The organism is Streptomyces sp. NPDC054757 (assembly GCF_053612185.1).
In genome coordinates, this window is record NZ_JBSHBW010000046.1 from 18750 (window position 1) to 41137 (window position 22388).

General features: G+C 72.5%; 17 protein-coding genes. 13 read left to right on the forward strand and 4 right to left on the reverse strand.

Annotated features, from left to right (window positions below; translation table 11 throughout):
• Positions 1-59: 59 nt before the first annotated feature.
• From ACWGKJ_RS33075 to ACWGKJ_RS33090, 4 genes are all read left to right on the forward strand, one after another.
• Positions 60-1262: a bifunctional adenosylcobinamide kinase/adenosylcobinamide-phosphate guanylyltransferase gene (locus tag ACWGKJ_RS33075; protein WP_385026668.1), complete on the forward strand. Its 1203-nt coding sequence runs from the start codon at positions 60-62 to the stop codon at positions 1260-1262.
• A gap of 100 nt (positions 1263-1362) precedes the next feature.
• Positions 1363-2643, forward strand: coding sequence for a nicotinate-nucleotide--dimethylbenzimidazole phosphoribosyltransferase (gene cobT / locus ACWGKJ_RS33080; RefSeq protein ID WP_385026665.1), 1281 nt, complete (start codon positions 1363-1365; stop codon positions 2641-2643).
• 75 nt (positions 2644-2718) lie between these two features.
• Positions 2719-4485, forward strand: coding sequence for a phosphatidylglycerol lysyltransferase domain-containing protein (locus tag ACWGKJ_RS33085; RefSeq protein ID WP_385026662.1), 1767 nt, complete (start codon positions 2719-2721; stop codon positions 4483-4485).
• Positions 4482-5249 (forward strand): hypothetical protein, encoded by a 768-nt coding sequence (locus ACWGKJ_RS33090; RefSeq protein ID WP_385026659.1) that lies wholly within the window; start codon positions 4482-4484, stop codon positions 5247-5249. Before ACWGKJ_RS33085 ends, ACWGKJ_RS33090 begins: the two co-directional genes overlap by 4 nt.
• Here the strand turns inward: ACWGKJ_RS33090 and ACWGKJ_RS33095 are convergent.
• Positions 5138-5917, reverse strand: coding sequence for a hypothetical protein (locus ACWGKJ_RS33095; protein WP_385026656.1), 780 nt, complete (start codon positions 5915-5917; stop codon positions 5138-5140). The genes ACWGKJ_RS33090 and ACWGKJ_RS33095 overlap by 112 nt on opposite strands.
• Before the next feature lie 79 nt (positions 5918-5996).
• Here ACWGKJ_RS33095 and ACWGKJ_RS33100 point away from each other — a divergent pair, with 79 nt between their 5' ends.
• From ACWGKJ_RS33100 to ACWGKJ_RS33130, 7 genes are all read left to right on the forward strand, one after another.
• On the forward strand, positions 5997-6761 hold the full coding sequence (locus tag ACWGKJ_RS33100) for an adenosylcobinamide-GDP ribazoletransferase (RefSeq protein ID WP_385026653.1): 765 nt from the start codon (positions 5997-5999) through the stop codon (positions 6759-6761).
• A 151-nt stretch (positions 6762-6912) separates the two neighbouring features.
• A complete protein-coding gene (locus tag ACWGKJ_RS33105; protein WP_385026650.1) occupies positions 6913-8436 on the forward strand; it encodes a leucyl aminopeptidase in 1524 nt (507 codons plus the stop codon).
• Positions 8437-8742: 306 nt separating this feature from the next.
• Complete coding sequence (lpdA, locus tag ACWGKJ_RS33110) at positions 8743-10131, forward strand: dihydrolipoyl dehydrogenase (protein WP_385026647.1); 1389 nt, start codon at positions 8743-8745, stop codon at positions 10129-10131.
• Positions 10132-10202: 71 nt separating this feature from the next.
• Positions 10203-11996 carry a 2-oxoglutarate dehydrogenase, E2 component, dihydrolipoamide succinyltransferase gene (gene sucB / locus ACWGKJ_RS33115; RefSeq protein ID WP_453315891.1) on the forward strand — a complete coding sequence of 598 codons (1794 nt, stop codon included), beginning with the start codon at positions 10203-10205 and terminating at the stop codon, positions 11994-11996.
• 145 nt (positions 11997-12141) lie between these two features.
• Positions 12142-12765, forward strand: a complete 624-nt coding sequence (locus tag ACWGKJ_RS33120; protein WP_385026641.1) for a GntR family transcriptional regulator — start codon at positions 12142-12144, stop codon at positions 12763-12765.
• Between the two features lie 206 nt (positions 12766-12971).
• Positions 12972-15674: a pyruvate dehydrogenase (acetyl-transferring), homodimeric type gene (aceE, locus tag ACWGKJ_RS33125; protein ID WP_385026638.1), complete on the forward strand. Its 2703-nt coding sequence runs from the start codon at positions 12972-12974 to the stop codon at positions 15672-15674.
• A gap of 146 nt (positions 15675-15820) precedes the next feature.
• Entirely contained in the window at positions 15821-16831 is a 1011-nt protein-coding gene (locus ACWGKJ_RS33130; protein WP_385026635.1) for a helix-turn-helix transcriptional regulator, read from the forward strand.
• 27 nt (positions 16832-16858) lie between these two features.
• On the opposite strand, the gene ACWGKJ_RS33135 is transcribed toward ACWGKJ_RS33130, so the two are convergent.
• Positions 16859-17782, reverse strand: coding sequence for an SDR family oxidoreductase (locus tag ACWGKJ_RS33135; RefSeq protein ID WP_385026632.1), 924 nt, complete (start codon positions 17780-17782; stop codon positions 16859-16861).
• A 93-nt stretch (positions 17783-17875) separates the two neighbouring features.
• A complete protein-coding gene (locus tag ACWGKJ_RS33140; RefSeq protein ID WP_385026629.1) occupies positions 17876-19870 on the reverse strand; it encodes a hypothetical protein in 1995 nt (664 codons plus the stop codon).
• A 161-nt stretch (positions 19871-20031) separates the two neighbouring features.
• Here ACWGKJ_RS33140 and ACWGKJ_RS33145 point away from each other — a divergent pair, with 161 nt between their 5' ends.
• On the forward strand, positions 20032-20550 hold the full coding sequence (locus ACWGKJ_RS33145; RefSeq protein ID WP_385026626.1) for a DUF4240 domain-containing protein: 519 nt from the start codon (positions 20032-20034) through the stop codon (positions 20548-20550).
• 101 nt (positions 20551-20651) lie between these two features.
• Here ACWGKJ_RS33145 and ACWGKJ_RS33150 read toward each other — a convergent pair whose 3' ends face one another.
• Positions 20652-21170: a GNAT family N-acetyltransferase gene (locus ACWGKJ_RS33150; protein WP_385026623.1), complete on the reverse strand. Its 519-nt coding sequence runs from the start codon at positions 21168-21170 to the stop codon at positions 20652-20654.
• A gap of 70 nt (positions 21171-21240) precedes the next feature.
• Here ACWGKJ_RS33150 and ACWGKJ_RS33155 point away from each other — a divergent pair, with 70 nt between their 5' ends.
• Positions 21241-22128: a TIGR01777 family oxidoreductase gene (locus tag ACWGKJ_RS33155; RefSeq protein ID WP_385026620.1), complete on the forward strand. Its 888-nt coding sequence runs from the start codon at positions 21241-21243 to the stop codon at positions 22126-22128.
• The last annotated feature ends 260 nt before the right edge of the window (positions 22129-22388 follow it).

The window sequence follows — 22388 nt, forward strand, 5'->3', positions numbered from 1 at the left end:
GGCCTGCTGGCAGCGTAGCCGGGCGAGCACCGGGAGCGGCGGCGCGGGAGGATCTTCTCGTGGAACTCACTCTCCTCGGCACCGGTGCCCCCGAAGGACTCCCCCGCCCCGACTGTCCGTGCGCCGTCTGCGCGGCCGCCAGGGGCGACCGGGCGCGGGCGGCGACCGCGCTGCTCGTCGACGGCGTCCTCCTGCTCGATCTCACTCCGGGGGCCGCGCTGGCCGCCGCACGCGCCGGACACTCGTTGGCCGGTGTACGCCAGGTGCTGCTGACCCATCCGCACGGCGGACCGCCGGTGGAGCTGCCGGCCGGGCTGCCGCAGGCCGGGCGGGTGGCGGACGGGCGGGTGCTGACGCTGCTCAGCGGGCACCGGGTGCGGGCGGTGCCGATGGACTCGCCCGGGACGGGGTACGAGGTGACGTCGCCGGAGGGCGACCGGCTGCTGTATCTGCCGCCCGGCGGCTCACCGGCCGGGCTCCCGGACGACGGGCCCGCGCCGTACGACATGGTGCTGGCCGATGTCGTCGGGCGGCCGGACGCCCTGGCCAGGCTGCGCGCGACCGGGGCCGTCGACGGCACCACCGACCTGGTCGCCGTGCACATCGGACATGAGGTGCCGCCCGGCCCCGAGCTGTCCAGACGGCTGGCCGCCGCGGGCGCCCGCGCGGTGCCGGACGGCACGACACTGCTCGTCGGCGAGTACCACGCGGTGCCCGATCTGCCGCGCCGCACCCTGGTGCTCGGCGGGGCCCGCTCGGGGAAGTCGGTGGAGGCCGAACGGCGTCTGGAGGGCTTTCCCGGTGTCGTGTACGTGGCGACCGGCGGCAGCCGTGACGGCGACGCCGAGTGGGCGTCCCGGGTGGGGCTGCACCGGGAGCGCAGGCCGGGCTCCTGGCGTACGGAGGAGACCTGCGAACTGGTGCCGCTGCTGGCGGACGACGGGCCGCCGCTGCTGATCGACTGTCTGTCGCTGTGGCTGACCGACGCGATGGACCGGGTGGGCGCCTGGGACGACGAGCGGTGGGCGGACGGCGGCGAGCGGGCCCTGCGCGACCGGGTGAACGAGCTGGTCGGCGCGGTCAGGGCCACCGGGCGGATGGTCGTCGCCGTCAGCAACGAGGTGGGCTCCGGGGTGGTGCCCGCGACCGCGTCGGGCCGGCGGTTCCGCGACGAACTCGGCCGGCTGAACGCGGCCTTCGCCGCCGAGTGCGAACACGTCCTCCTGGTGGTCGCGGGACAGGCGATCGTGGTGCGGGCCTGAACGCCACGGCCCGGCGATCCGCCCGGTGGAGGGGTGCCGACGGAGGAATGCGGGGCCCGCACGGCACCCGTCCGGCGGGGCTGCCGGTACTGTTCGGCGAATGAGCGCGCTGAATCTCGACGACTTCTCCGATCTGATCGAACGCCCCGACAGCGGCGTACGGCGTGAAGCCGAGGAACGACGGGAGCGGCTGGCCGTCCCGCCCGGCGCGCTGGGCCGGCTCGACGAGCTGGGCGAGTGGCTCTCGGCCGCGCAGTCCGCGGTGCCGGTCAGGCCCGTCGACCACGTCCGTGTGGTGCTGTTCGCGGGCGATCACGGTGTGGCCGGCCTCGGGGTCTCGGCGCGGCCGGCCGGGAGCGCGCATCTGCTGGTGCGGGCCGTGCTGGACGGGGAGAGCCCGGTGGCCGTGCTGGCCCGCAGGCAGGGGCTGCCCGTGCGGATCGTCGACGCCGGTCTCGACTGCGACCCCGCGCTGCTGCCCGACGAGGTCGTACGGCACCGGGTGCGGCGTGGCACCGGGCGGATCGACATCGAGGACGCCCTCACCCTCGACGAGGCCGAGCAGGCCGTACGTCTCGGCATGGCCATCGCCGACGAGGAGGCCGACTCGGGAACGGATCTGGTCGTGCTCGGCGATCTGAGCGTCGGCGGCACCACGGCCGCCGCGACCCTGATCGCCGCGCTCTGCGGCACGGACGCCTCGGTCGTCACCGGGCGCGGCGGAGCGCTCATCGACGATCTCGTCTGGATGCGCAAGTGCGCGGCGGTCAGGGACGCGCTGCGCCGGGCCCGCCCGGTCCTCGGCGACCAGCTGGAGCTGCTCGCCGCGGTGGGCGGCGCGGATCTGGCCGCGATGACCGGGTTCCTGCTCCAGTGCTCGGTACGTCGGCTGCCGGTGATCCTCGACGGTGTGGTCTCGGCCGCCTGTGCGCTGGTGGGCCAGCGGGCCGCCTTCCGCGCCCCGGAGTCCTGGCTGGCGGGCCAGGTCAGCGGTGAACCGGCCCAGGCGAAGGCGCTGGACCGGATGGCGCTCACCCCGCTGCTCGACCACGGTGTGACGGTCGGCGAGGGGACGGGGGCACTGCTGGCGCTGCCGTTCGTGCAGGCCGCTGCGGCGCTGGCGGCGGAGCTGCCGGAGCGCGCGGACGGGTCCGGAGAGGCGGACCCGACCGCCGGGACGGACGGGGGCGCCGACGCCACCGGGACGGACGGCACCGGCTCCGCCGCGGACGCCGCGCACGCCGTGGACGCCGGGAGTGCCGCGACCGCCGCCGAAGACGCATCCGGTACAGAGGATCCGGCCGGAAACACACCGAACGCGGGCCGGAATGACGTGACTTCGATGGTGCCGGGGCCCTCCGCGGGAGACAGTGGGGAGTAGCACCGGGACCGGCGGCCTGCCGCCGGTCCCAGCAGGTCCCGGCAGGACACGCGGCGCCCCATATCATCGCGTTTCATGGGAGAAGTCCGTACATCTGCCGGGAGCACCGCCCTGACCTCGCTCAGGTCGCGCCGCTGCGCCGCGTTCACGGTCTGGTACCTGCGCGCCGTGACGTTCATCAACCTGCTGGGCGCCGTATGGGTCTCCCTCGGCCAGGATCTGCGGCGGCACAACACCGAGTACTTCTTCACGCCCTATCTGCTCACCGCGGGCTTCGCTTCGGGCGCCTTCAGCCTCTTCCTGGCGATCACCATGCGCCGCCGCAAGCGGGCCGCCTGGCTGCTCAACCTCGTGATGAGCGGACTCTTCCTGCTGGTGCTGGTCCTGGCGATGTGCTTCCCGGAGTTCCGCAGGTACGCCCAGAACTGGATCTCGCTGATCCTGACCGCGGCCTTCGTGGCGTCGCTGCTGATCGGCCGGCGGGAGTACTACGCCAAGGGCGACCGCTCCAACCCGAAGCTGGCCGCCGCCGTGGCCGTGGGCGGGCTGCTGGTCTGCTCACTGCTGGCCACGCTGCTGGTCACGCTCACCAACACGGCCCACGACACCTCACGTTCGACGTTCCTGGACCGCTGGCGGTACGGCGTGACGCGGCTGGTCTCGCTGGTCCCCGGCGACGCCGTCATCCCGGGCATCCGGACCCCCTCCTGGGTGGACGTCTTCATCAACGTGCTCTCCACGGTGCTGCTCCTCGCGGTGCTCTTCGCCGCCTTCCGCTCCCGGCGCGCCGTCGACCGGATCACCCCGGACGACGAGGAGCGGCTGCGCACCCTCCTCGACAAGCACGGCGAACGCGACTCGCTCGGCTACTTCGCGCTGCGCCGCGACAAGAGCGTCGTCTGGTCCCCCACGGGCAAGGCCGCCGTCGCCTACCGGGTGCTGGGCGGCGTATCGCTGGCATCCGGTGACCCGATCGGCGACCCGGAGGCGTGGCCGGGAGCGATCGAACCGTGGCTGGCCGAGGCGCGCGAGCACGGCTGGCTGCCCGCGGTGATGGGGGCGAGCGAGGAGGCGGGCACCGTCTACGCCCGGCACGGTCTCGACGCGCTGGAGTTCGGTGACGAAGCGATCGTCGACACCGCGGAGTTCACCCTGGAGGGCCGGGCCATGCGGACCGTCCGCCAGGCGTACAAGCGGGTGCAGCGCGCCGGGTACACGGTCCGGATCCGCCGCCACGAGGAGATCCCCGGGGCCGAGATGGAGTATCTGGTGCGCCGGGCGGACGACTGGCGCGACGGCGCCACCGAGCGGGGGTTCTCGATGGCGCTCGGACGGCTCGGCGATCCGGCGGACGGGCGCTGCATGATGCTCGAATGCCGGGACGGCGAAGGCGAGTTGCGCGCCGTGCTGAGTTTCGCCCCGTGGGGCCCCGAAGGGCTCTCGCTGGATCTGATGCGCCGTGACCGGGAGGCGGAGAACGGACTGATGGAGTTCATGATCATCGAACTCCTGCGGCGGGCGAAGGAGATCGGGATCACTCAGCTCTCGCTCAACTTCGCGATGTTCAGATCGGTCTTCGAACGTGGCTCGAAGCTGGGGGCCGGCCCCGTACTGAGGCTCTGGCGCTCCTTCCTCACCTTCTTCTCACGGTGGTGGCAGATCGAGTCGCTGTACCGCGCCAACGCCAAGTACCGGCCGATCTGGGAGCCCCGATTCATGCTGTTCGAGAAGAGCGCGGACCTGCTGCGCATCGCCGTCGCCTCGGCGCGCGCCGAGGGCTTCCTGGAGGCCCCGGGGCTGCCCGGGTGGCTGCACCGCAAGCCGCTCGGGACCAGACGGTGAACCGCCGCGCCCTGCGCACCGCGGCCCGCCGCGAGTGGGGGCCGCTGTTCACCGCCGTACGGACGGCGCTCGTCGCCAGGAAGTGGCGTGCCGTCCCGCTGACGCTCAGTGCCGTCGCCCTGACCGCGTGCTTCCAGATCGTGCAGAACCAGTCGTGGGGGCTGGGTCCGGTGACCGACGTCGGGTTCGTACGGGCGACGGATCCGCTCTGGGTGGCGCTGCTGCGCACCCCCCTCTCGTTGTTCGTTCCGGCGCTGGACCTGCCGGTCTGGGGCGCCCTGATCCAGGTGCTCCTGGTGTTCGGTATCGCGGAGATCTGCATCGGCTGGCGGCGGACGCTGCTGATCTCGTACGTCACCACGCTCGCCGGGACGCTGTACGCCCGCGTCGCGATCTCGCTGGGGCCGGGCAGCCCCTTCGGTGTGAAGGCGTCGGACGCGCTGATCGTCGACACCGGCCCGTCGGCCGCCGTGGTCGGTCTCGCCGTCTATGTCTGCTGGCGTCTCGGCGCCCGGTGGACGGCCGGTGCGGTGATCGTGGGGATGGTCCTGGAACTGGTACTCAAGGACAACCTGGCGGGCAAGGAGCATCTGGCGGCGATCCTGGCGGCGCTGGCGCTCTGCGCCCTGACGGCCTGGCGGGACCGCCGGTCTCAGCGGGGCGGTCCGCCGTCGCCCCCGGGCAGCGCGCTCCGCCCCGGGTCGGGGGCGCCGCCGATGAACTCCCCGAGCCGGCGCCGGGGGCCCGCCCAGCGTCTGTCGTGACGGTAGGCGCGCCGGATCGCCCGCGCGCGGGTCCGGTATCTGCGGCGGTAGAACCGCCTGGCCCACAGGGAGACCGGCCGGGCCAGGCGGACGGCGCCGACCAGAGCGACGAACGGGACCACGGCGCCGATCAGGGCGGTCCTGGGCTTCCCCTTGCTCAGCGCGACGATCGCGAACAGGAAGTTGAGCGCTGCGTCCCCCGCGAACAGGCCCCGGCCCCGGGCCTCCTGGGGCGAGAGCTCATTGACCCCGAACGGCAGGAAGCCGCCCAGGACGAGCCCCACCAGGGCGGCGGTGAGCACCACGACCTCGATGCTCTTGCGGCCCTCCTCGCTCCAGTACACATCGGCGAGATGGAGCAGCAGGGCGAACTCGTCGAGCACCAGGCCCGCGCCGGTGCCGAACAGGACCGCGCAGACCGCGGCGCCCACCCCGTACCGGCCGCTGGACACCGCACCGAAGCCGCCGATGACCACCAGGACGACGCCGGGCACCACATGGTGGATGTGCAGACCGCCGGGTGTCACATTGCGGAACGGGCCGCGGCCCGCGCGGATCAGCCGGGCGATGGACCGCACCACCACGAAGGACAGGATGAAGGAGAAGAGCGCCAGCGTCAGCGGGAGCTTGCCCGGTTCCACGATGTTCCGCGCCCACCAGTGACCCATGTCACCCGCTTCCCTTTCCGGCTGTTGTACGTAACTTATCCCCACTTATCCGCCCCCGGCAGCGGATAACCTGCGCGCCATGGACGGCATACGTTTCGCCTTCGGCACGCTCACGGTCCTCCCGGTCCGTGTCACGCGCTGGGACCGCACAGCGGCCCGCTCGGGCATGCTCTGCGCCCCGCTTGCCGGGCTGGTCGTGGGGGTGTGCGCGGCGGCGCTGGGCGTACCGGTGCTGCTGCTCGGCCCCGGGCCGCTGCTGGCCGCCGTGGTGAGCACGGCCGTCCCCGCGGCCCTCACCCGCGGTCTGCATCTGGACGGCCTCGCGGACGTCGCCGACGGGCTGGGCAGCGCGAAGCCCGCCGATGACGCGCTGCGCATCATGAAGCAGTCGGACATCGGGCCGTTCGGTGTGGTGGCCCTGGTCCTCGTCCTGCTCGCCCAGATCGCGGCGCTGGCCCGGCTGTACGGGGAGGGCTGGGCGTACGGAGCGGTCGGCGCGGTCGTCTGCGCGCTCACCGCCCGGCTGGCGCTCACCCTCGCCTGCCGCAGGGGCGTCCCGGCCGCACGCCCGGACGGCCTGGGCGCCGCGGTGGCCGGGGCCGTGCCCGCAGGGGCCGCGCTGGGTACGGCCGTTGCCGTCATCGCGGGGTGCGCGGCGGCGGGCGCGTGCCTCGGGACGTACGGCGCACTGCGCCAGGCGCTGGCGGTGCTGCTGGCGCTCGGCGCGGCCCAACTCCTGCTGCGGCACTGCGTACACCGGTTCGGCGGGGTGACCGGTGATGTCTTCGGGGCGCTGGCCGAGACGGCGGGGACGGCGGCCCTGGTGGTGCTGACGTTCGGGTAGCGCGAGCGGCCCCGCGGTCCCCGCCGTGTTTACCGCTCTGTCTAATAAGCGGCCCGCGTGGGCGATTTCCGTCACCGAGCGTAGGCTCTGCGGCGGGGCGGCCCCATCCACCGGCCACCGACACACTCAACGGAAGCGAGATTTCACCACCGTGACTGCTCTCACTCTCAGCACGGCCGGCGCCGCGACGCTGCGCGCCGACGCCGTCGTCGTAGGCGTGGCGAAGGGCGCCAAGGGCCCCGTGGTCGCACCCGGCGCCGAAGCCGTGGACAAGGCGTTCGGCGGGAAGCTCGCCGGCGTTCTGGACACCCTCGGTGCCACCGGCGCCGAGGGCGAGGCCATCAAGGTCCCCGCCCCCGCCGGTCTCAAGGCCCCGGTCGTCCTGGCCGTCGGGCTCGGCGCCGTACCGGACAAGACGGACGCCGGGGACGGCGAGTACGCCGAGGAGACGCTGCGCCGCGCGGCCGGTGTCGCCGCCCGGGTGCTGGCCGGTGCCAAGAAGGCCGCCTTCGCGCTGCCCGTCGCCTCCGCCGAGGACGTCCAGGCGATCGGCGAGGGCGCGCTGCTCGGGGCGTACGCCTTCACCGCGTTCCAGGCCGTCCCCAAGGACGCCAAGGGTCCGCTCGGTGAGGCCGCCCTGCTGGGCGCCAAGCCGCGGGACAAGGCGCACAAGGCCGCAGCCGAGCGCGCCCTGGCCGTCGCCGAGGAGATCAACCGCGCCCGCGACCTGGTCAACACCCCACCGAACGAGCTGAACCCGGCGGCCTTCGCCGCTGTCGCCACCGCGGCCGGCAAGGAGCACGGCATCAAGGTGCAGGTGCTCGACGAGAAGGCGCTCACCAAGGGCGGCTTCGGCGGCATCCTCGGCGTCGGTGTCGGTTCGGAGGCCCCGCCGCGGCTGGTGAAGCTCTCGTACACCCACTCCAAGGCGGAGAAGTCGCTCGCCTTCGTCGGCAAGGGCATCACCTACGACTCGGGCGGCATCTCGCTCAAGCCGGCCGGCCACAACGAGACGATGAAGTGCGACATGGCGGGCGCCGCCGCCGTGTTCGCCGCCGTCGTCTCCGCGGCCCGGCTCGGCCTGCGGGTCAACGTCACCGGCTGGCTGGCGCTCGCCGAGAACATGCCGTCCGGCTCGGCCACCCGCCCGGGTGACGTGCTGAAGATGTACAGCGGCAAGACCGTCGAGGTCCTCAACACCGACGCCGAGGGCCGGCTGGTGCTGGCCGACGCGATCGCGAAGGCGTCCGAGGACGCCCCCGACGCGATCGTCGACGTGGCGACGCTGACCGGCGCGATGATGATGGCGCTGGGCAGCCGCACCTTCGGCATCATGTCCAACGACGACGCCTTCCGTACCGAGCTGCACGAGATCGCGGAGGAGGTCGGCGAGCCGTCCTGGCCGATGCCGCTCCCGGCCGACCTGCGCAAGGGCATGGACTCCCCCACCGCCGACATCGCCAACATGGGCGAGCGGATGGGCGGCGGCCTGGTCGCGGGTCTCTTCCTGAAGGAGTTCGTCGGCGAGGGCATCACCTGGGCCCACCTCGACATCGCGGGTCCGGCCTTCAACGAGGCGGGCCCCTTCGGGTACACCCCCAAGGGCGGCACGGGATCGGCGATCCGTACCCTGGTGCGCCTCGCGGAGCGCACCGCCGACGGCGACCTCGGCTGACCGGCACCACCGCTCCTCCCGTACGGCCCCCGGCTCCCCGGCCCGGGGCCGTACGGCTTTGCCCTGCCTTTGCCGGTGTTCGCCCTGAACGAAATCCGTACGTGTGTACGCCCGGGTGAGGGGCCCGGACGGCGGATGGGACGTACCGCACTACGGCCCGGCGTCCCGTCGGCGGCCGACAAGTGCGAAGATGGGTCTTCGGCAGGACAGGGCCCCCACCACAGGGCCGAACAGAAGCGGCCGTACACCCGCCGCCGCCCGGTCAGGGAAGACCGGCACCGGCGCACCATGCATGGAGGACGTGACGTGGCGAACGACGCCAGCACCGTTTTCGACCTAGTGATTCTCGGCGGCGGTAGCGGCGGTTACGCCGCGGCGCTGCGCGGGGCGCAGCTTGGTCTCGACGTCGCCCTGATCGAGAAGAACAAGCTGGGCGGCACCTGCCTGCACAACGGCTGCATCCCCACCAAGGCCCTGCTGCACGCCGGCGAGATCGCCGACCAGGCGCGCGAGAGCGAGCAGTTCGGGGTCAAGGCCACCTTCAACGGTATCGACATCGCCGGGGTGCACAAGTACAAGGACGACGTGGTCGCGGGCCTCTACAAGGGCCTTCAGGGACTGGTCGCCTCCCGCAAGGTGACCTACATCGAGGGTGAGGGGCGTCTCTCGTCCCCCACCTCCGTCGATGTGGACGGCAAGCGCGTCCAGGGCCGCCACATCCTCCTGGCCACCGGCTCCGTACCGAAGTCGCTGCCCGGCCTGGAGATCGACGGCAACCGCATCATCTCCTCCGACCACGCCCTGACGCTGGACCGGGTCCCGGAGTCCGCGATCATCCTGGGCGGCGGCGTCATCGGCGTCGAGTTCGCCTCGGCGTGGAAGTCCTTCGGCACCGAGGTGACCGTCGTCGAGGGGCTGAAGCACCTGGTGCCGGTCGAGGACGAGAACAGCTCGAAGCTGCTTGAGCGCGCGTTCCGCAAGCGCGGTATCAAGTTCAACCTGGGCACCTTCTTCGACAAGGCCGAGTACACCGAGAAGGGTGTCAAGGTCACGCTGGCCGACGGCAAGGAGTTCGAGGCCGAGGTGCTGCTCGTGGCCATCGGCCGCGGACCGGTCTCGCAGGGCCTCGGTTACGAGGAGCAGGGCGTCTCGATGGACCGGGGCTATGTCCTGGTCGACGAGTACATGCGGACGAACGTCGAGACGATCTCGGCCGTCGGTGACCTGGTCCCGACCCTCCAGCTCGCGCACGTCGGCTTCGCCGAGGGCATCCTCGTCGCGGAGCGGCTGGCCGGTCTGAAGACCGTGCCGATCGACTACGACGGTGTGCCGAAGGTGACGTACTGCCACCCCGAGGTCGCGTCGGTGGGGCTCTCCGAGGCCAAGGCCAAGGAGGTGTACGGCGCGGACAAGGTCGTCGCACTCAAGTACAGCCTCGCGGGCAACGGCAGGAGCAAGATCCTGAAGACCGCGGGCGAGATCAAGCTCGTCCAGGTCAAGGACGGTGCCGTCGTCGGCGTCCACATGGTCGGTGACCGGATGGGCGAGCAGGTCGGCGAAGCCCAGCTGATCTACAACTGGGAAGCTCTGCCGGCCGAGGTCGCGCAGCTCATCCACGCGCACCCGACGCAGAACGAGGCGCTCGGCGAGGCCCATCTGGCCCTCGCGGGCAAGCCCCTGCACGCCCACGACTAGCAGCCCCTCCCGGGCACTGAGTCCCTGGGCCGCGACGACCACTTCACTTTCCGTTAGGAGCAACTGAAACCATGTCGGTTTCCGTAACCCTGCCGGCGCTCGGCGAGAGCGTCACCGAGGGCACCGTCACCCGCTGGCTCAAGGCCGAGGGTGAGCGCGTCGAGGCCGACGAGCCGCTGCTCGAAGTCTCGACCGACAAGGTCGACACCGAGATCCCGGCTCCGGCCGCCGGTGTGCTGGCCTCCATCAAGGTCGCCGAGGACGAGACCGTCGAGGTCGGCGCCGAGCTGGCCGTCATCGACGACGGTACGGGCGCGCCCGCCGCCGCCCCGGCCGCCGAGGAGGCCCCTGCCGCCGAGGCGCCCGCGCCCGCCGCCGAGGCCCCCGCCCCGGCACCCGCGGCCGAGGCTCCGGCCGCCGAGGCGCCCGCCGCCGGCGGTTCCGCCGAGGGCACGGACGTCACCCTGCCCGCGCTCGGCGAGAGCGTCACCGAGGGCACCGTCACCCGCTGGCTGAAGGAAGTCGGCGACGACGTCGCCGAGGACGAGCCGCTGCTGGAGGTCTCGACCGACAAGGTCGACACCGAGATCCCGTCGCCCGTCGCGGGCACCCTGCTGGAGATCCTGGTCGGCGAGGACGAGACCGCCGAGGTCGGCGCCAGGCTCGCCGTCGTCGGTGCGAAGGGTGCGGCCCCGGCCGCGGCGCCTGCCGCCCCGGCACCGGCCCCCGCCGAGCAGGCCCCGGCTCCGGCCGCTCCGGCTGCCCCTGCCGCTCCGGCACCGGCTCCCGCCGCGGCTCCGGCTCCGGCCGCCCCGGCTCCGGCGCCCGCCCAGCAGGCCCCGGCCGCTCCCGCCGCCCCGGCGGCACCGGCGCCCGCTCCGGCCGCGTCGCCGGCTCCGGCCCCCGTCACCCCGGCCCCGGCGCCCGCCGCGACCTCCGGTGACGACGGCGCCTATGTGACCCCGCTGGTCCGCAAGCTCGCCGCCGAGAACGGTGTCGAGCTGGGTTCGGTCAAGGGCACCGGCGTCGGTGGCCGTATCCGCAAGCAGGACGTCATCACCGCCGCGGAGGCCGCCAAGGCCGCCTCCCCGGCGCCGTCCCCGGCTCCGGCCGCCGCCAAGGCGCCCAAGCTCGAGGCGTCCCCGCTGCGCGGCCAGACCGTCAAGATGACCCGGATGCGCAAGGTCATCGGCGACAACATGATGAAGGCGCTGCACAGCCAGGCCCAGCTGACCACCGTGGTCGAGGTGGACATCACCAAGCTGATGAAGCTGCGCAACCAGGCCAAGGACGCCTTCGCCGCCCGTGAGGGCGTCAAGCTGTCCCCGATGCCGTTCTTCGTCAAGGCCGCCGCCCAGGCGCTGAAGGCCCACCCGGTCGTCAACGCCCGGATCAATGAGGACGAGGGCACGGTCAGCTACTTCGACACCGAGCACATCGGTATCGCGGTGGACTCCGAGAAGGGCCTGATGACCCCGGTCATCAAGGACGCGGGCAACCTCAACCTGGCCGGTATCTCGAAGAAGACCGCGGAGCTGGCGGGCAAGGTCCGGTCCAGCAAGATCAGCCCGGACGAGCTGTCCGGTGCGACCTTCACGATCAGCAACACCGGTTCGCGCGGTGCGCTGTTCGACACGGTCATCGTCCCGCCGAACCAGGTCGCCATCCTGGGCATCGGCGCGACCGTGAAGCGTCCGGCCGTCATCGAGACCGCCGAGGGCACCGTCATCGGCGTCCGCGACATGACGTACCTGGCTCTCTCCTACGACCACCGCCTGGTGGACGGCGCCGACGCGGCCCGTTACCTGACGACGGTCAAGGCGATCCTGGAGGCCGGCGAGTTCGAGGTCGAGCTCGGCCTGTAACCAGCCTCACCTGCGGCGCCCCTGTCCGGACTCCTTCCGGACGGGGGCGCCGCCGTATTGTCTTGGGGGGCCTGGGCCGGACGAAAGGCCCCTGGGCCCGTGCGACCGTCCCCGCCCAGACCCATACGGTCCGAAGGAGCTCACCATGACGCCGCCCGTCATCCACTCCCTGCGCGAGCAGATTCGCGAGCACATCGTGGAGGGCATCGTCCGCGGCCGGTGGCAGCCGGGCGAACGGATCGTGGAGCGGCGGATCGCCGTCGAGTTGGAGGTGAGCCAGACGCCGGTCCGTGAGGCCCTGCGGGAGCTGGAGTCGCTGCGGCTCATCGAGTCGGCCCCCAACAAGGGCGTACGCGTACGGAATCTGACCGCGGCCGACCTGGAGGAGAGCTACCCCGTCCGGGCCGGTCTGGAGCAGATCGCCGCCGAACTGGCCGTCGACCGGCTGGCCGCCGATGTCTCCGTCCTGGAGCCCTCGGTGGCCGCGCTCTACCGGGCCGACCAGGTGAAGGACAGCGCCGCCCAGGTCAGGCACACCGTGGCCTTCCACAGGGAGCTGGTACGGGCGGCCGGGAACAGCGTGCTGATGCACACCTGGGAGTCGCTGGGCATCGAGGTGTTCACCACGCTCTCCATCCGCTGGCTGGGGACGGTGCAGAAGTCCTACGCGGAGGAGCACGAGGAGCTGGTCGAGGCGTTCCGGCGGAGGGACCCGCAGATCGGCCCTCTGGTGAAGGACCATGTGCTCGGATGTGCACCGCGGGCCTGATCAGAGCCCCTTTTCGCGGCACCGGGTGCCCCCATTGCTGACACCGCATGCCGACTTTTTACGTTACGGAAAGATTTTTCCTTCTACCCTTTGATCGATCATCGATCAGCGATTTACAGTCTCCGGAGGGCTTCACCCAGCCCGTCGCCCTGTCCTGCCAGACCGGGCCTTTCTTCACCCCCTGTTCTGTCCGGAAGGCGGCGACCATGACCGACCCCGTAGGCAAGCTTCACAGTGAGCTCGACCAGCTCCCGGACCGCGACCCCGAGGAGACCGCCGAGTGGGCGGCATCCCTGGACGCCGTCACCAAGGCCGCAGGCCCCCACCGTGCCGCATATCTGATGCGCCGCACGCTGGAGCGGGCCGACGGCGCCGGTCTCGCGCTGCCCAAGCTGCTGGAGACCGACTACGTCAACACCATTCCGACTTCCGCCGAGCCCGCCTTCGACGGCGACCTGGCGATGGAGAGCCGGATCACCGCGTGGAACCGCTGGAACGCGGCCGCGATGGTCACCCGCGGCTCCCGGTTCGGCGTCGGCGGCCACATCGCCACCTTCGCCTCGGCCGCCTGGCTGTACGAGACCGGCTTCAACCACTTCTTCCGCGGCAAGGAGGGAGGGGGCACCTCCCGTTCGAGCGGAGCCGAGAACGGGGGAGGCTCGGGCGACCAGCTCTACGTCCAGGGCCACGCGTCGCCCGGCATCTACGCCCGTGCCTTCCTCGACGGACGCCTCAGCGAGCAGCAGCTCGACAACTTCCGTCAGGAGGCGGGCGGCGACGGGCTGCCGTCCTACCCGCACCCGCGCCGGCTGCCCTGGCTCTGGGAGTTCCCCACGGTCTCGATGGGCCTGGGCCCGATCTCCTCGATCTACCAGGCGCGGTTCAACCGCTATCTGACCGGCCGCGGCATCAAGGACACCTCGAACTCGCACGTCTGGGCCTTCCTCGGCGACGGCGAGATGGACGAGCCCGAGTCGACGACCGCGCTCACCCTGGCCGCCCGTGAGGGCCTCGACAACCTCACCTTCGTCATCAACTGCAACCTGCAGCGCCTCGACGGCCCGGTGCGGGCCAACTTCCGGGTCGTGCAGGAGCTGGAGGCGCAGTTCCGCGGCGCCGGCTGGAACGTCATCAAGACGCTCTGGGGGTCCGCCTGGGACGAGCTGTTCCAGCTCGACACCACGGGTGCACTGGTCCGCCGCCTCCGCGAGGTGCCGGACGCGCAGTTCCAGACGTACGCGACGCGCGACGTGGCCTACATCCGCCAGCACTTCTTCGGCGCCGAGCCCGCCCTCGCCGAGCTGGCGAAGCTGCTCACCGACGCGAAGATCGCCGAGTGTTTCCACTCCTCGCGCGGCGGCCACGAGGCCCGCAAGGTGTACGCGGCGTACAAGGCGGCCCTGGAGTTCAAGGGCGCCCCGACCGTGATCCTCGCGCAGACCGTGAAGGGCTACACCCTCGGTGAGGGCTTCGAGTCCCGCAACGCCAACCACCAGATGAAGAAGCTGGACGGCAAGCAGTTCCGCGCCATGCGCGATCTGCTGGACCTGCCGATCCCGGACGCGAAGCTGGACGAGGGCCTGGTGCCCTACGGCCACCCCGGCGCGGACTCGCCCGAGGTCCGCTACCTCCAGGAGCGCCGCGCCGAGCTGGGCGGCCCCGCCCCGGCCCGCCGGGTGCACCAGGTCGTCCTGCCGGAGCCCGAGGAGCGTGCGTTCAAGGCGCTCATCAAGGGTTCGGGCCAGCAGGAGATGGCCACCACGATGGCCTTCGTCCGGCTGATGAAGGACCTGATGCGGGACAAGCAGACCGGCAAGCGCTGGGTGCCGATCGTCCCCGACGAGGCCCGTACGTTCGGTATGGAGTCGCTGTTCCCGTCGGCCGGTATCTACTCGCCGAAGGGCCAGACGTACGACCCGGTCGACCGCGACCAGCTGATGTACTACAAGGAGGCCAGCGACGGCCAGATCCTCAACGAGGGGATCACCGAGGCCGGGGCCATGGCCGACTTCATCGCCGCCGCCACGTCGTACGCGACGCACGGCGAGCCGATGGTGCCCTTCTACATCTTCTACTCGATGTTCGGCTGGCAGCGCACCGCCGACCAGATGTGGCAGCTCGGCGACCAGCTGGGCCGCGGCTTCATCGTCGGCGCCACCGCGGGCCGCACCACGCTGACCGGTGAGGGGCTCCAGCACGCGGACGGCCACTCGCATCTGATCGCCTCCACCAACCCGGCGTCGCTCAACTACGACCCGGCGTTCGCCTTCGAGATCGCCGTGATCGTCAAGGACGGTCTGCGCCGGATGTACGGTCCGGACGCGGAGAACGTCTTCTACTACCTGACGGTCTACAACGAGCCGAAGCAGCAGCCCGCGATGCCCGAGGGCGTCGAGGAGGGCATCCGCCGCGGTCTGTACCGCTTCAAGGAGGGCGCGGCGGCAGCCGGCTCCCCGCACATCCAGCTGCTCGCGTCGGGTACGGCGATCCACTGGACCCTTGAGGCCCAGGAGCTGCTGGCGGCCGACTGGGGTGTGACGGCCGATGTCTGGTCGGCGACCTCGTGGGGCGAGCTGCGCCGTGACGCGCTGGAGTGCGACGAGGCGCTGCTCCGCGGTGAGCAGCGCACCCCGTACGTCACCCAGGCGCTGGCCGGCGCCCCGGGTCCGGTGCTCGCGGTGAGCGACTGGATGCGGCAGGTCCCGGACCAGATCAGCCAGTGGGTCGAGCAGGACTGGACCTCGCTCGGCACCGACGGCTTCGGTATCTCGGACACCCGGGAGGCGGCCCGCCGTCACTTCGGTGTCGACGCGCAGTCGGTCGTCGTCGCGGCGCTGGCCTCGCTCGCCAAGCGGGGCGAGGTTCCCGTGTCGGCGGTCAAGGAGGCCCGCGAGCGCTACGGCCTCTGAGCGCTACGGCTGTGAGCCCTACGGCCTGTGAGCGCTACGGCCTGTGAGCGTCGCGCGTCAGGGGTGATGTCCTGACAACGGGCGTGTGATCCGGGGGTACCCGAGGTCACACGCCCGTTGTCAGTGGTGGCGTGCATGCTGATGCCATGCGCGCTGCCCGCCTGATCAAGATGGTGCTCCTGCTCCAGTCCCGGCCGATGATGACTGCGGCCGAGCTGGCGCAGGAGCTCGACGTGTCCGAGCGCACCGTCACCCGGGACGCGCTCGCCCTCTCGGAGGCGGGCGTCCCGGTCTACGCGGAGCGTGGCAGGTCGGGCGGTTACCGGCTGATAGGCGGTTACCGCACCCGGCTGACCGGTCTGGCCCGCTCGGAGGCCGAGGCGCTCTTCCTCTCCGGACTGCCGGGCGCGCTGCGGGAGATGGGGCTCGACGACGCCGCGTCGGCCGCCCGGCTGAAGGTCTCGGCCGCGCTGCTGCCTTCGCTGCGCGACGCACCGGCATCGGCCACCCAGCGCTTCCACCTGGACGCGCCCGGCTGGTACCAGGAGCCGAGCACCCCTGAGCTGCTGGCCCCGCTGGCCCGCGCGGTCTGGGCGGACAGCCGGATATCGGCGCGCTACCGCCGCCGGGACGGCTCGGCCGTGGAGCGCACCCTGGAGCCGTACGGCCTGGTGCTGAAGGCCGGGGTCTGGTATCTCTGCGCCCGCGCGGAGCCCCGCTCCGGCGACGGGTGCTCCGTCGACGACGGCCCCGGGGACTTCCGGGTGTACCGCATCGACCGCTTCACCGCCCTCACGCTCCATGAGGACGGCTCCTTCGTCCGGGACGAGGAGTTCGACCTGCCCGCCTTCTGGGAGGAGCGGGCCGCCGGTTTCGCCCGGTCGCTCCTCGCGGCCGATGTGGTGGTCCGCCTCTCCGCGCCGGGCGCCGAGTCCCTTCCGTACGCGGTGGACCGCGCGGCGGCCAACGAGGCGCTGACCGCGGCCTCCGCCCCTGACGAGCTGGGCCGGGTGACGGTCGCGCTGCCGGTCGAGTCGCTGGATGTGGCGTATGCGCAGCTGCTGTCGCTGGGGCCGGATGTGGAGGTCCTGGAGCCGCCGGAGCTGCGGGCGCGGTTCGCCGATGCGCTGCGGGCGGCGGCGCGGCTGTACGAGTGAGCGGCGCCGCCCCCGCGCTGCCGGTGGCTACCGGTACTCCTCCGCGGCCCGGTCCGCGCCGCCGAGTGCGACCTCGGTGATGTACCGCCAGGCGTCGGGCCGGCTGCCGTCCGCGTCCGTGAAACCGTACTCGGCGGCCAGTTGTCCGCTGGAGAGCGACTGGCCGTTCCACCGGGCCCGGTCCGGGTCGGCCGCGAGCGCGGCCACCGCGCGGCCCACGAACACCGGGGACTCCGCGATGGCGAAGTGCGGTTCCTCGGCGATGGCGTCGCGCCAGGTCGCCTCCGTCACCCCGAAGTGGTCGAGCATCGCCTCCGAGCGCAGGAAGCCGGGGGTGACACAGACCGCCGTGCCCCCGAGGGACGTCAGCTCGTGGGCCAGGTCGGAGGCCATCCGGATCGGTGCGTTCTTGGCCAGGCCGAAGTAGAAGTTCTCCCGGTAGTCCCGGTTGAACTCAGCTGTCCCGTCCGTCACTTCGACCACAAGACCGCCCCGGGTGCGGACCAGCAGCGGCAGCGCGACGCTGCTGGTGACGATGTGGCTCCTGACGCCCAGCTCCAGCATCCGGAGCCCGTCCGCCAGCGGGATCTCCCACATCTTCCTCGCCTCGCCGATCCCGGCGAGATGGTCACCGCCCCAGATGTTGTTGACCAGGATGTCCAGCCGTCCCTGCTCGCGGTCGATCCGCTCGGTCAGGGCGCGGACCTGCTCCTCCTCCAGATGGTCGGTGGGCACGGCGAACCCGGTCCCGCCCGCGGCGGAGATCAGTTCGGCGGTCTCCTCGATGGTCTCGGAGCGGCCCACTTCGCTGCGGTGCTCGCGGGTGGTGCGCCCGGTCGCGTACACGGTGGCGCCCGCCGCTCCCAGCTGTACGGCGATGGCCCGGCCGGCGCCCCGGGTGGCTCCGGCGACCAGGGCGATTCGTCCCGTCAAAGGCTTGTCTGTCTCCATACGGCCACCGTGCCACCCATACCCGACAACCCCGGTCCGGATTTCCGGGGAATTCCGGATCCGGTGCTCAGCCCAGGTGCTCAGCCCAGTCCCTCAGCCCAGTGCCTTCAGCGTGTCCCCGTCCGCCAGCCGGGCCGTCATGACCGCCCGGTCGTCCTTGCCCGCCCGTACCGCCATCGTCGTACCGTGCGCCGTAGCCCGTACGCCTCCGGTCGCGTCGATCTCGCGGACCTCCCTGCTGCCCGCGGCGAGCAGATACCACCGGCCCGATTCCGCCTTCCACTTGGCGCCCGCCAGGACGTTCTGGCCGAAGCGGCTGCACAGCGCGGTGTTCTTCCGCTGCGCCACGAGGGCGCCCGGCCTGGACGCGGGGCCACCCGGGAGCTGGAGCTGTACGGAGACCCTGCCGGGCCCCTGCCAGGTGTCCGCCCTGGTACACACCCAGGAGGCGTGGCCGCCGTCTTCGGGGAGTTGCTGGCGGGCGTACTCCCAGTTGTTCACGGCACGTACGCCACTGCCGCGTACCCCGGTCAGCGAACACGCGGTGTGCGCCCAGCTGACCAGCGCCTGGCTGCCGGTCGCCTCCCTGGGCGAGCGTGCCGGGGCCCCGCCGCCCGGTGGCGGGGTGTAGGTGAGGTGGACGGGCGTGAGGTCACCGAGGTCGGTGAGGAGGAACGCGTGCTTCTCAGCGACCCTGCTGGAGGAGCGGAGCTGGAGCGCGGGCCAGGAGCCGCATCCCTTGCCGCCCACGACCATGGCCGGGCTCGACACCGGGGAGGTCACTCCGTCCTTGCCCTCGTCGAGCGGGCGTGCCGGGGTGTCGGGGGCGAGGAGGTCGCGGGTGGCGGACTCGGCGACCCACGGCGCCAGCAGGAACCGGGCGTTGCCGTCGGTGCGGCCGACGACGACCGCGGCCCCGGTGGTGATGTCGGCGTCGTCGGCGCGGGCGAAGTCCAGCGCGGGCGCGCCCGCGCCACGCGTGGGCTCGGCGTACCGGACGACCCGGTCCCCGTCGGCGAACAGCACCACGGCCGTACCGTCCACATCGCCCGCGTAGAGCAGCCGGGGCGGCTGTGCGGGCGGCACGGTCGCGGCGCCCGGGGTGGCGGAGATCCGTACCGTACGGGCGGGGCTCGCCCAGACCTTCAGCGCCCGGCCGAGCAGCGCGCTGTCGTCCTTGCGGGCCCCGCGGGCGGGCCAGACCGTGAAGTCGACGCGTGAAGTGTCGGCCCACTCCTGGGCCGGGGCGCGCAGCAGCAGCGCCGGATCGAGCGCGCGGGCGGCGACGGCGGGGTTGTACGGCCCGGTCGCGGCGGACGGCTGTGAACCGCCGTCGCGGTCCACCACCACCAGGGCCACCGCGAGCACGGTCACGAGGGCGCCCACGCACCGCGCGAACCTGATCCGCTGTCTGCGCCGGATCAGATCGGTGGGCCGGGTGTGCACCAGACAGGGGTCGAACTCCTCGGAGGCCAGCAGCGCGTCGGCGCCGGTCTCCGCCGGGGTACGGGCCAGCCGGGCCGCAGTGCGCAGCGCGGACCCGGCGTCGGTGGCGCCCGCCTCGGTCAGCAGCGTACGGGTTGCCTGTTCGCTCAGGCCCTCGACGCGGTGCAGTACGAGCGCGGCTCTGGCGGCCGGCGTGGCCCCCGACAGGGCCTGTTCCAGGGCGAGTTGATCGGCGCCACCGGACCGGGGGAAGACCCGGAGCCCGAACACGGCGGGCAGCGCGGGCCGCAGCGCGCGCGGCGCCGGCAGCCGCCGGGGCCACCAGCCGGGGCGCTGCCCGTAGGCCAGGACGGCCGTGAGCACCCGCCGTCTGACCAGGGCGTACCCGGGGTCTTCGGGGGCGCCGCGCTGGACGGGCACGCGCGGCCCGTCCGGTCCGCCGCCGCGTGATGCGGGCAGTGCGCGCTGGACGGTCGCATGGGCGGCGAGGACCCGGCGGTGGCGGCCCAGGGACGGCGGCAGCGTGATGTAGGCGAGGCGGACGAGCCGCGGATAGTGCTCGACGAGTGCGGCCTCGGCCTGCTCCACGCCCACTCGGGCGGCGCCGGACCTCGCACTCTCCGGTTGCTCTTGCGTTCGCATGACGGGGGTGACCCCTTTGGGGTGAGTGATCGGGGCGAGTGATCGGAATCGCTGCACCGTCAAACGAGTGAATGATCGGACGGTCACATCGCCTGGTAACAAGAGGGCCGCTGATCGGCGCTCCGCGTGCGCCGCGCCCCGCCAACCACGATGCTGGACGCGTGAGGGACGAGACGGAGTTCTGGGAGACCATCGACAGCACTCGGGCGGCCGCCGACGGCGACCCCGAGGACCATGCCGACCTGCTCACCGAGCGATTGGCGCAGCTCGACCCGGAGTCCGTGCTGGAGTTCGCCCGGTACTTCGAGGCCCGCTACAACCGCGCGTACCGCTGGGATCTGTGGGGCGCGGCGGTGGTGCTGCTCCGCGAGAGCGACAGCGACTCCTTCGACTACTTCCGCTGCTGGCTCATCGGCCAGGGCCGGGAGATCTTCGAGGGCGCGCTCCAGGACCCGGACGCCCTGGCGGATCTCCTGGACGACTTCGACGAGGAGATCGACGGCGACGGCGAGGACCTGGGGTACGCGGCCGACGAGGCGTACGAGCAGCTCACCGGGGCGCCCACGCCCGATCTCGGCATCCCGCCGCAGGCCGCCGACCCGGAGGGCCCACCGGTCGACTTCGACGACGAGGCGCTCGCCGAGCGGTATCCCCGGCTGTGGGAGCGGTTCGGCTCCTGAGACCCGTCGTGGCGGGGGCCGGCCAGTTCGGGGTGCGCCGGGGCCGGCCAGTTCGGGGTGCGCCGGGGGCCCGGTCAGTACGGCGTGCGCTGGAGGCCCGGTCAGTACGGCGTGAGAGCGCGGCCCATCAGTACGTCGTCGACATACCGGCCGGCCAGATGGAACTCGCCCGGCAGCACGCCCTCCACGGTGAACCCTTCAGCGGCGTAGAGCCCGCGGGCGGGGGTGTTGTGCCCGAGCACGCGCAAGGTGATCCGGGTGGCGCCCTGCCGCCTCGCCTCGGCGCACGCGGCCCGCAGCAGCGCCCGGCCCACACCGTGCCCGCGCGCCGTGCGGGCGACGGCCAGGCCCTGGATCTGGCGGACATGGGCGTTGCTGGCGATCGGGATGGGCCGCACCAGCCGGATATAGCCCACGAGCGCGCCCGCCAGTTCGGCGACCAGATGGTCCGCCGGGCTGTGCCGTTCGTCGAAGAAGGGCGGGTACGGGGGCCGGGGCGGCGGCACGACCGCGTGCAGCGTGGACCAGGTCGCCCGGTCGAGTTCGCCGAGGGCGTCACCGTCCTCGGGTACGGCCAGGCGTATGTTCGGGTCGGGCATACGGGTGTTCGGGGCAGGCATGCGGGCCACTCTGCCACGGGCGCGCGCGAGGGCGCTGCGCGATTTCGCCGGGGTGCGTGAGGATGGGCCCATGCGTATCGCGATTGCCGGAGCATCAGGACTGATCGGTACGGCGCTGGGCCGTTCCCTGCGCACCGACGGGCACGAGGTGGTGCGGCTGGTCCGCCGTACGGCCGAGGCGCCTGACGAGGTGGAGTGGGACCCCGGCCGGGAACATGTGGACACGGCGGGTCTGGCCGGCTGTGACGCGGTGGTCAATCTGGCCGGGGCCGGGGTCGGCGACCATCGCTGGACGGACGCGTACAAGAAGGAGCTGCGGGACAGCCGGGTGCTGGGCACCGCGACGCTCGCCGATGCCGTCGCCTCGCTCGACGTACCGCCGGCGGTGTTCCTGTGCGGCAGTGCGGTCGGGTACTACGGGGACACGGGCGACCAGCCGGTCGACGAGAGCGCACCCCCAGGTGAGGGATTCCTCGCCTCGCTCTGCGTCGAGTGGGAGGACGCTGCGCACACGGCCGAAGAGGCGGGCATCCGGACGGCCTTCGCACGTACGGGGCTGGTGGTGGCCAAGGAGGGCGGGGCCTGGGGCAGGCTCTTCCCGCTGTTCAAGGCGGGTCTCGGCGGCCGGATGGGCGACGGTGGCCAGTACTGGAGCTTCATCGCGCTGCACGACCATGTCGCGGCGCTGCGCCACATCCTGGACACGGAATCACTGTCCGGGCCGGTGAACCTGACAGGCCCTCAGCCGGTCACCAACCGCGAGGTGACAGCGGCCATGGGCCGGGTCCTGCACCGCCCCACCCTGTTCACGGCGCCGGCGCCCGCACTGCGGCTGGCGCTGGGCGAGTTCGCGGGAGACGTCCTGGGCAGCCAGCGGGTCCTGCCTCGGAAACTCCTGGACTCAGGGTTCGATTTCGCGTTCCCGGACGTCGACGAGGCGATCCGGGCGGCGCTCTGACAACCGGCCCCGGGGCCGGTTGGGGCCGCTGGGACCCCGCTTGACCGGAAGCCGGTTCCGGCCGGAAGCCCCTTCCGGTCGGAAGCCGGTCCCGGTCGGCCTCGCCGGACCGTGAGGGGCGGGGTCCGGGGCGGAGCCCCGTGGAGCGCAGCCGCGCAGCACCACCCACCCGCACGCCCCCCATCGCGCCGCCGTGCCACCTGTGCGACCCCACGCCCCCGTGCCCCCGCCCCGCGCGCCTGCCCCGCGCCGCGCCACTC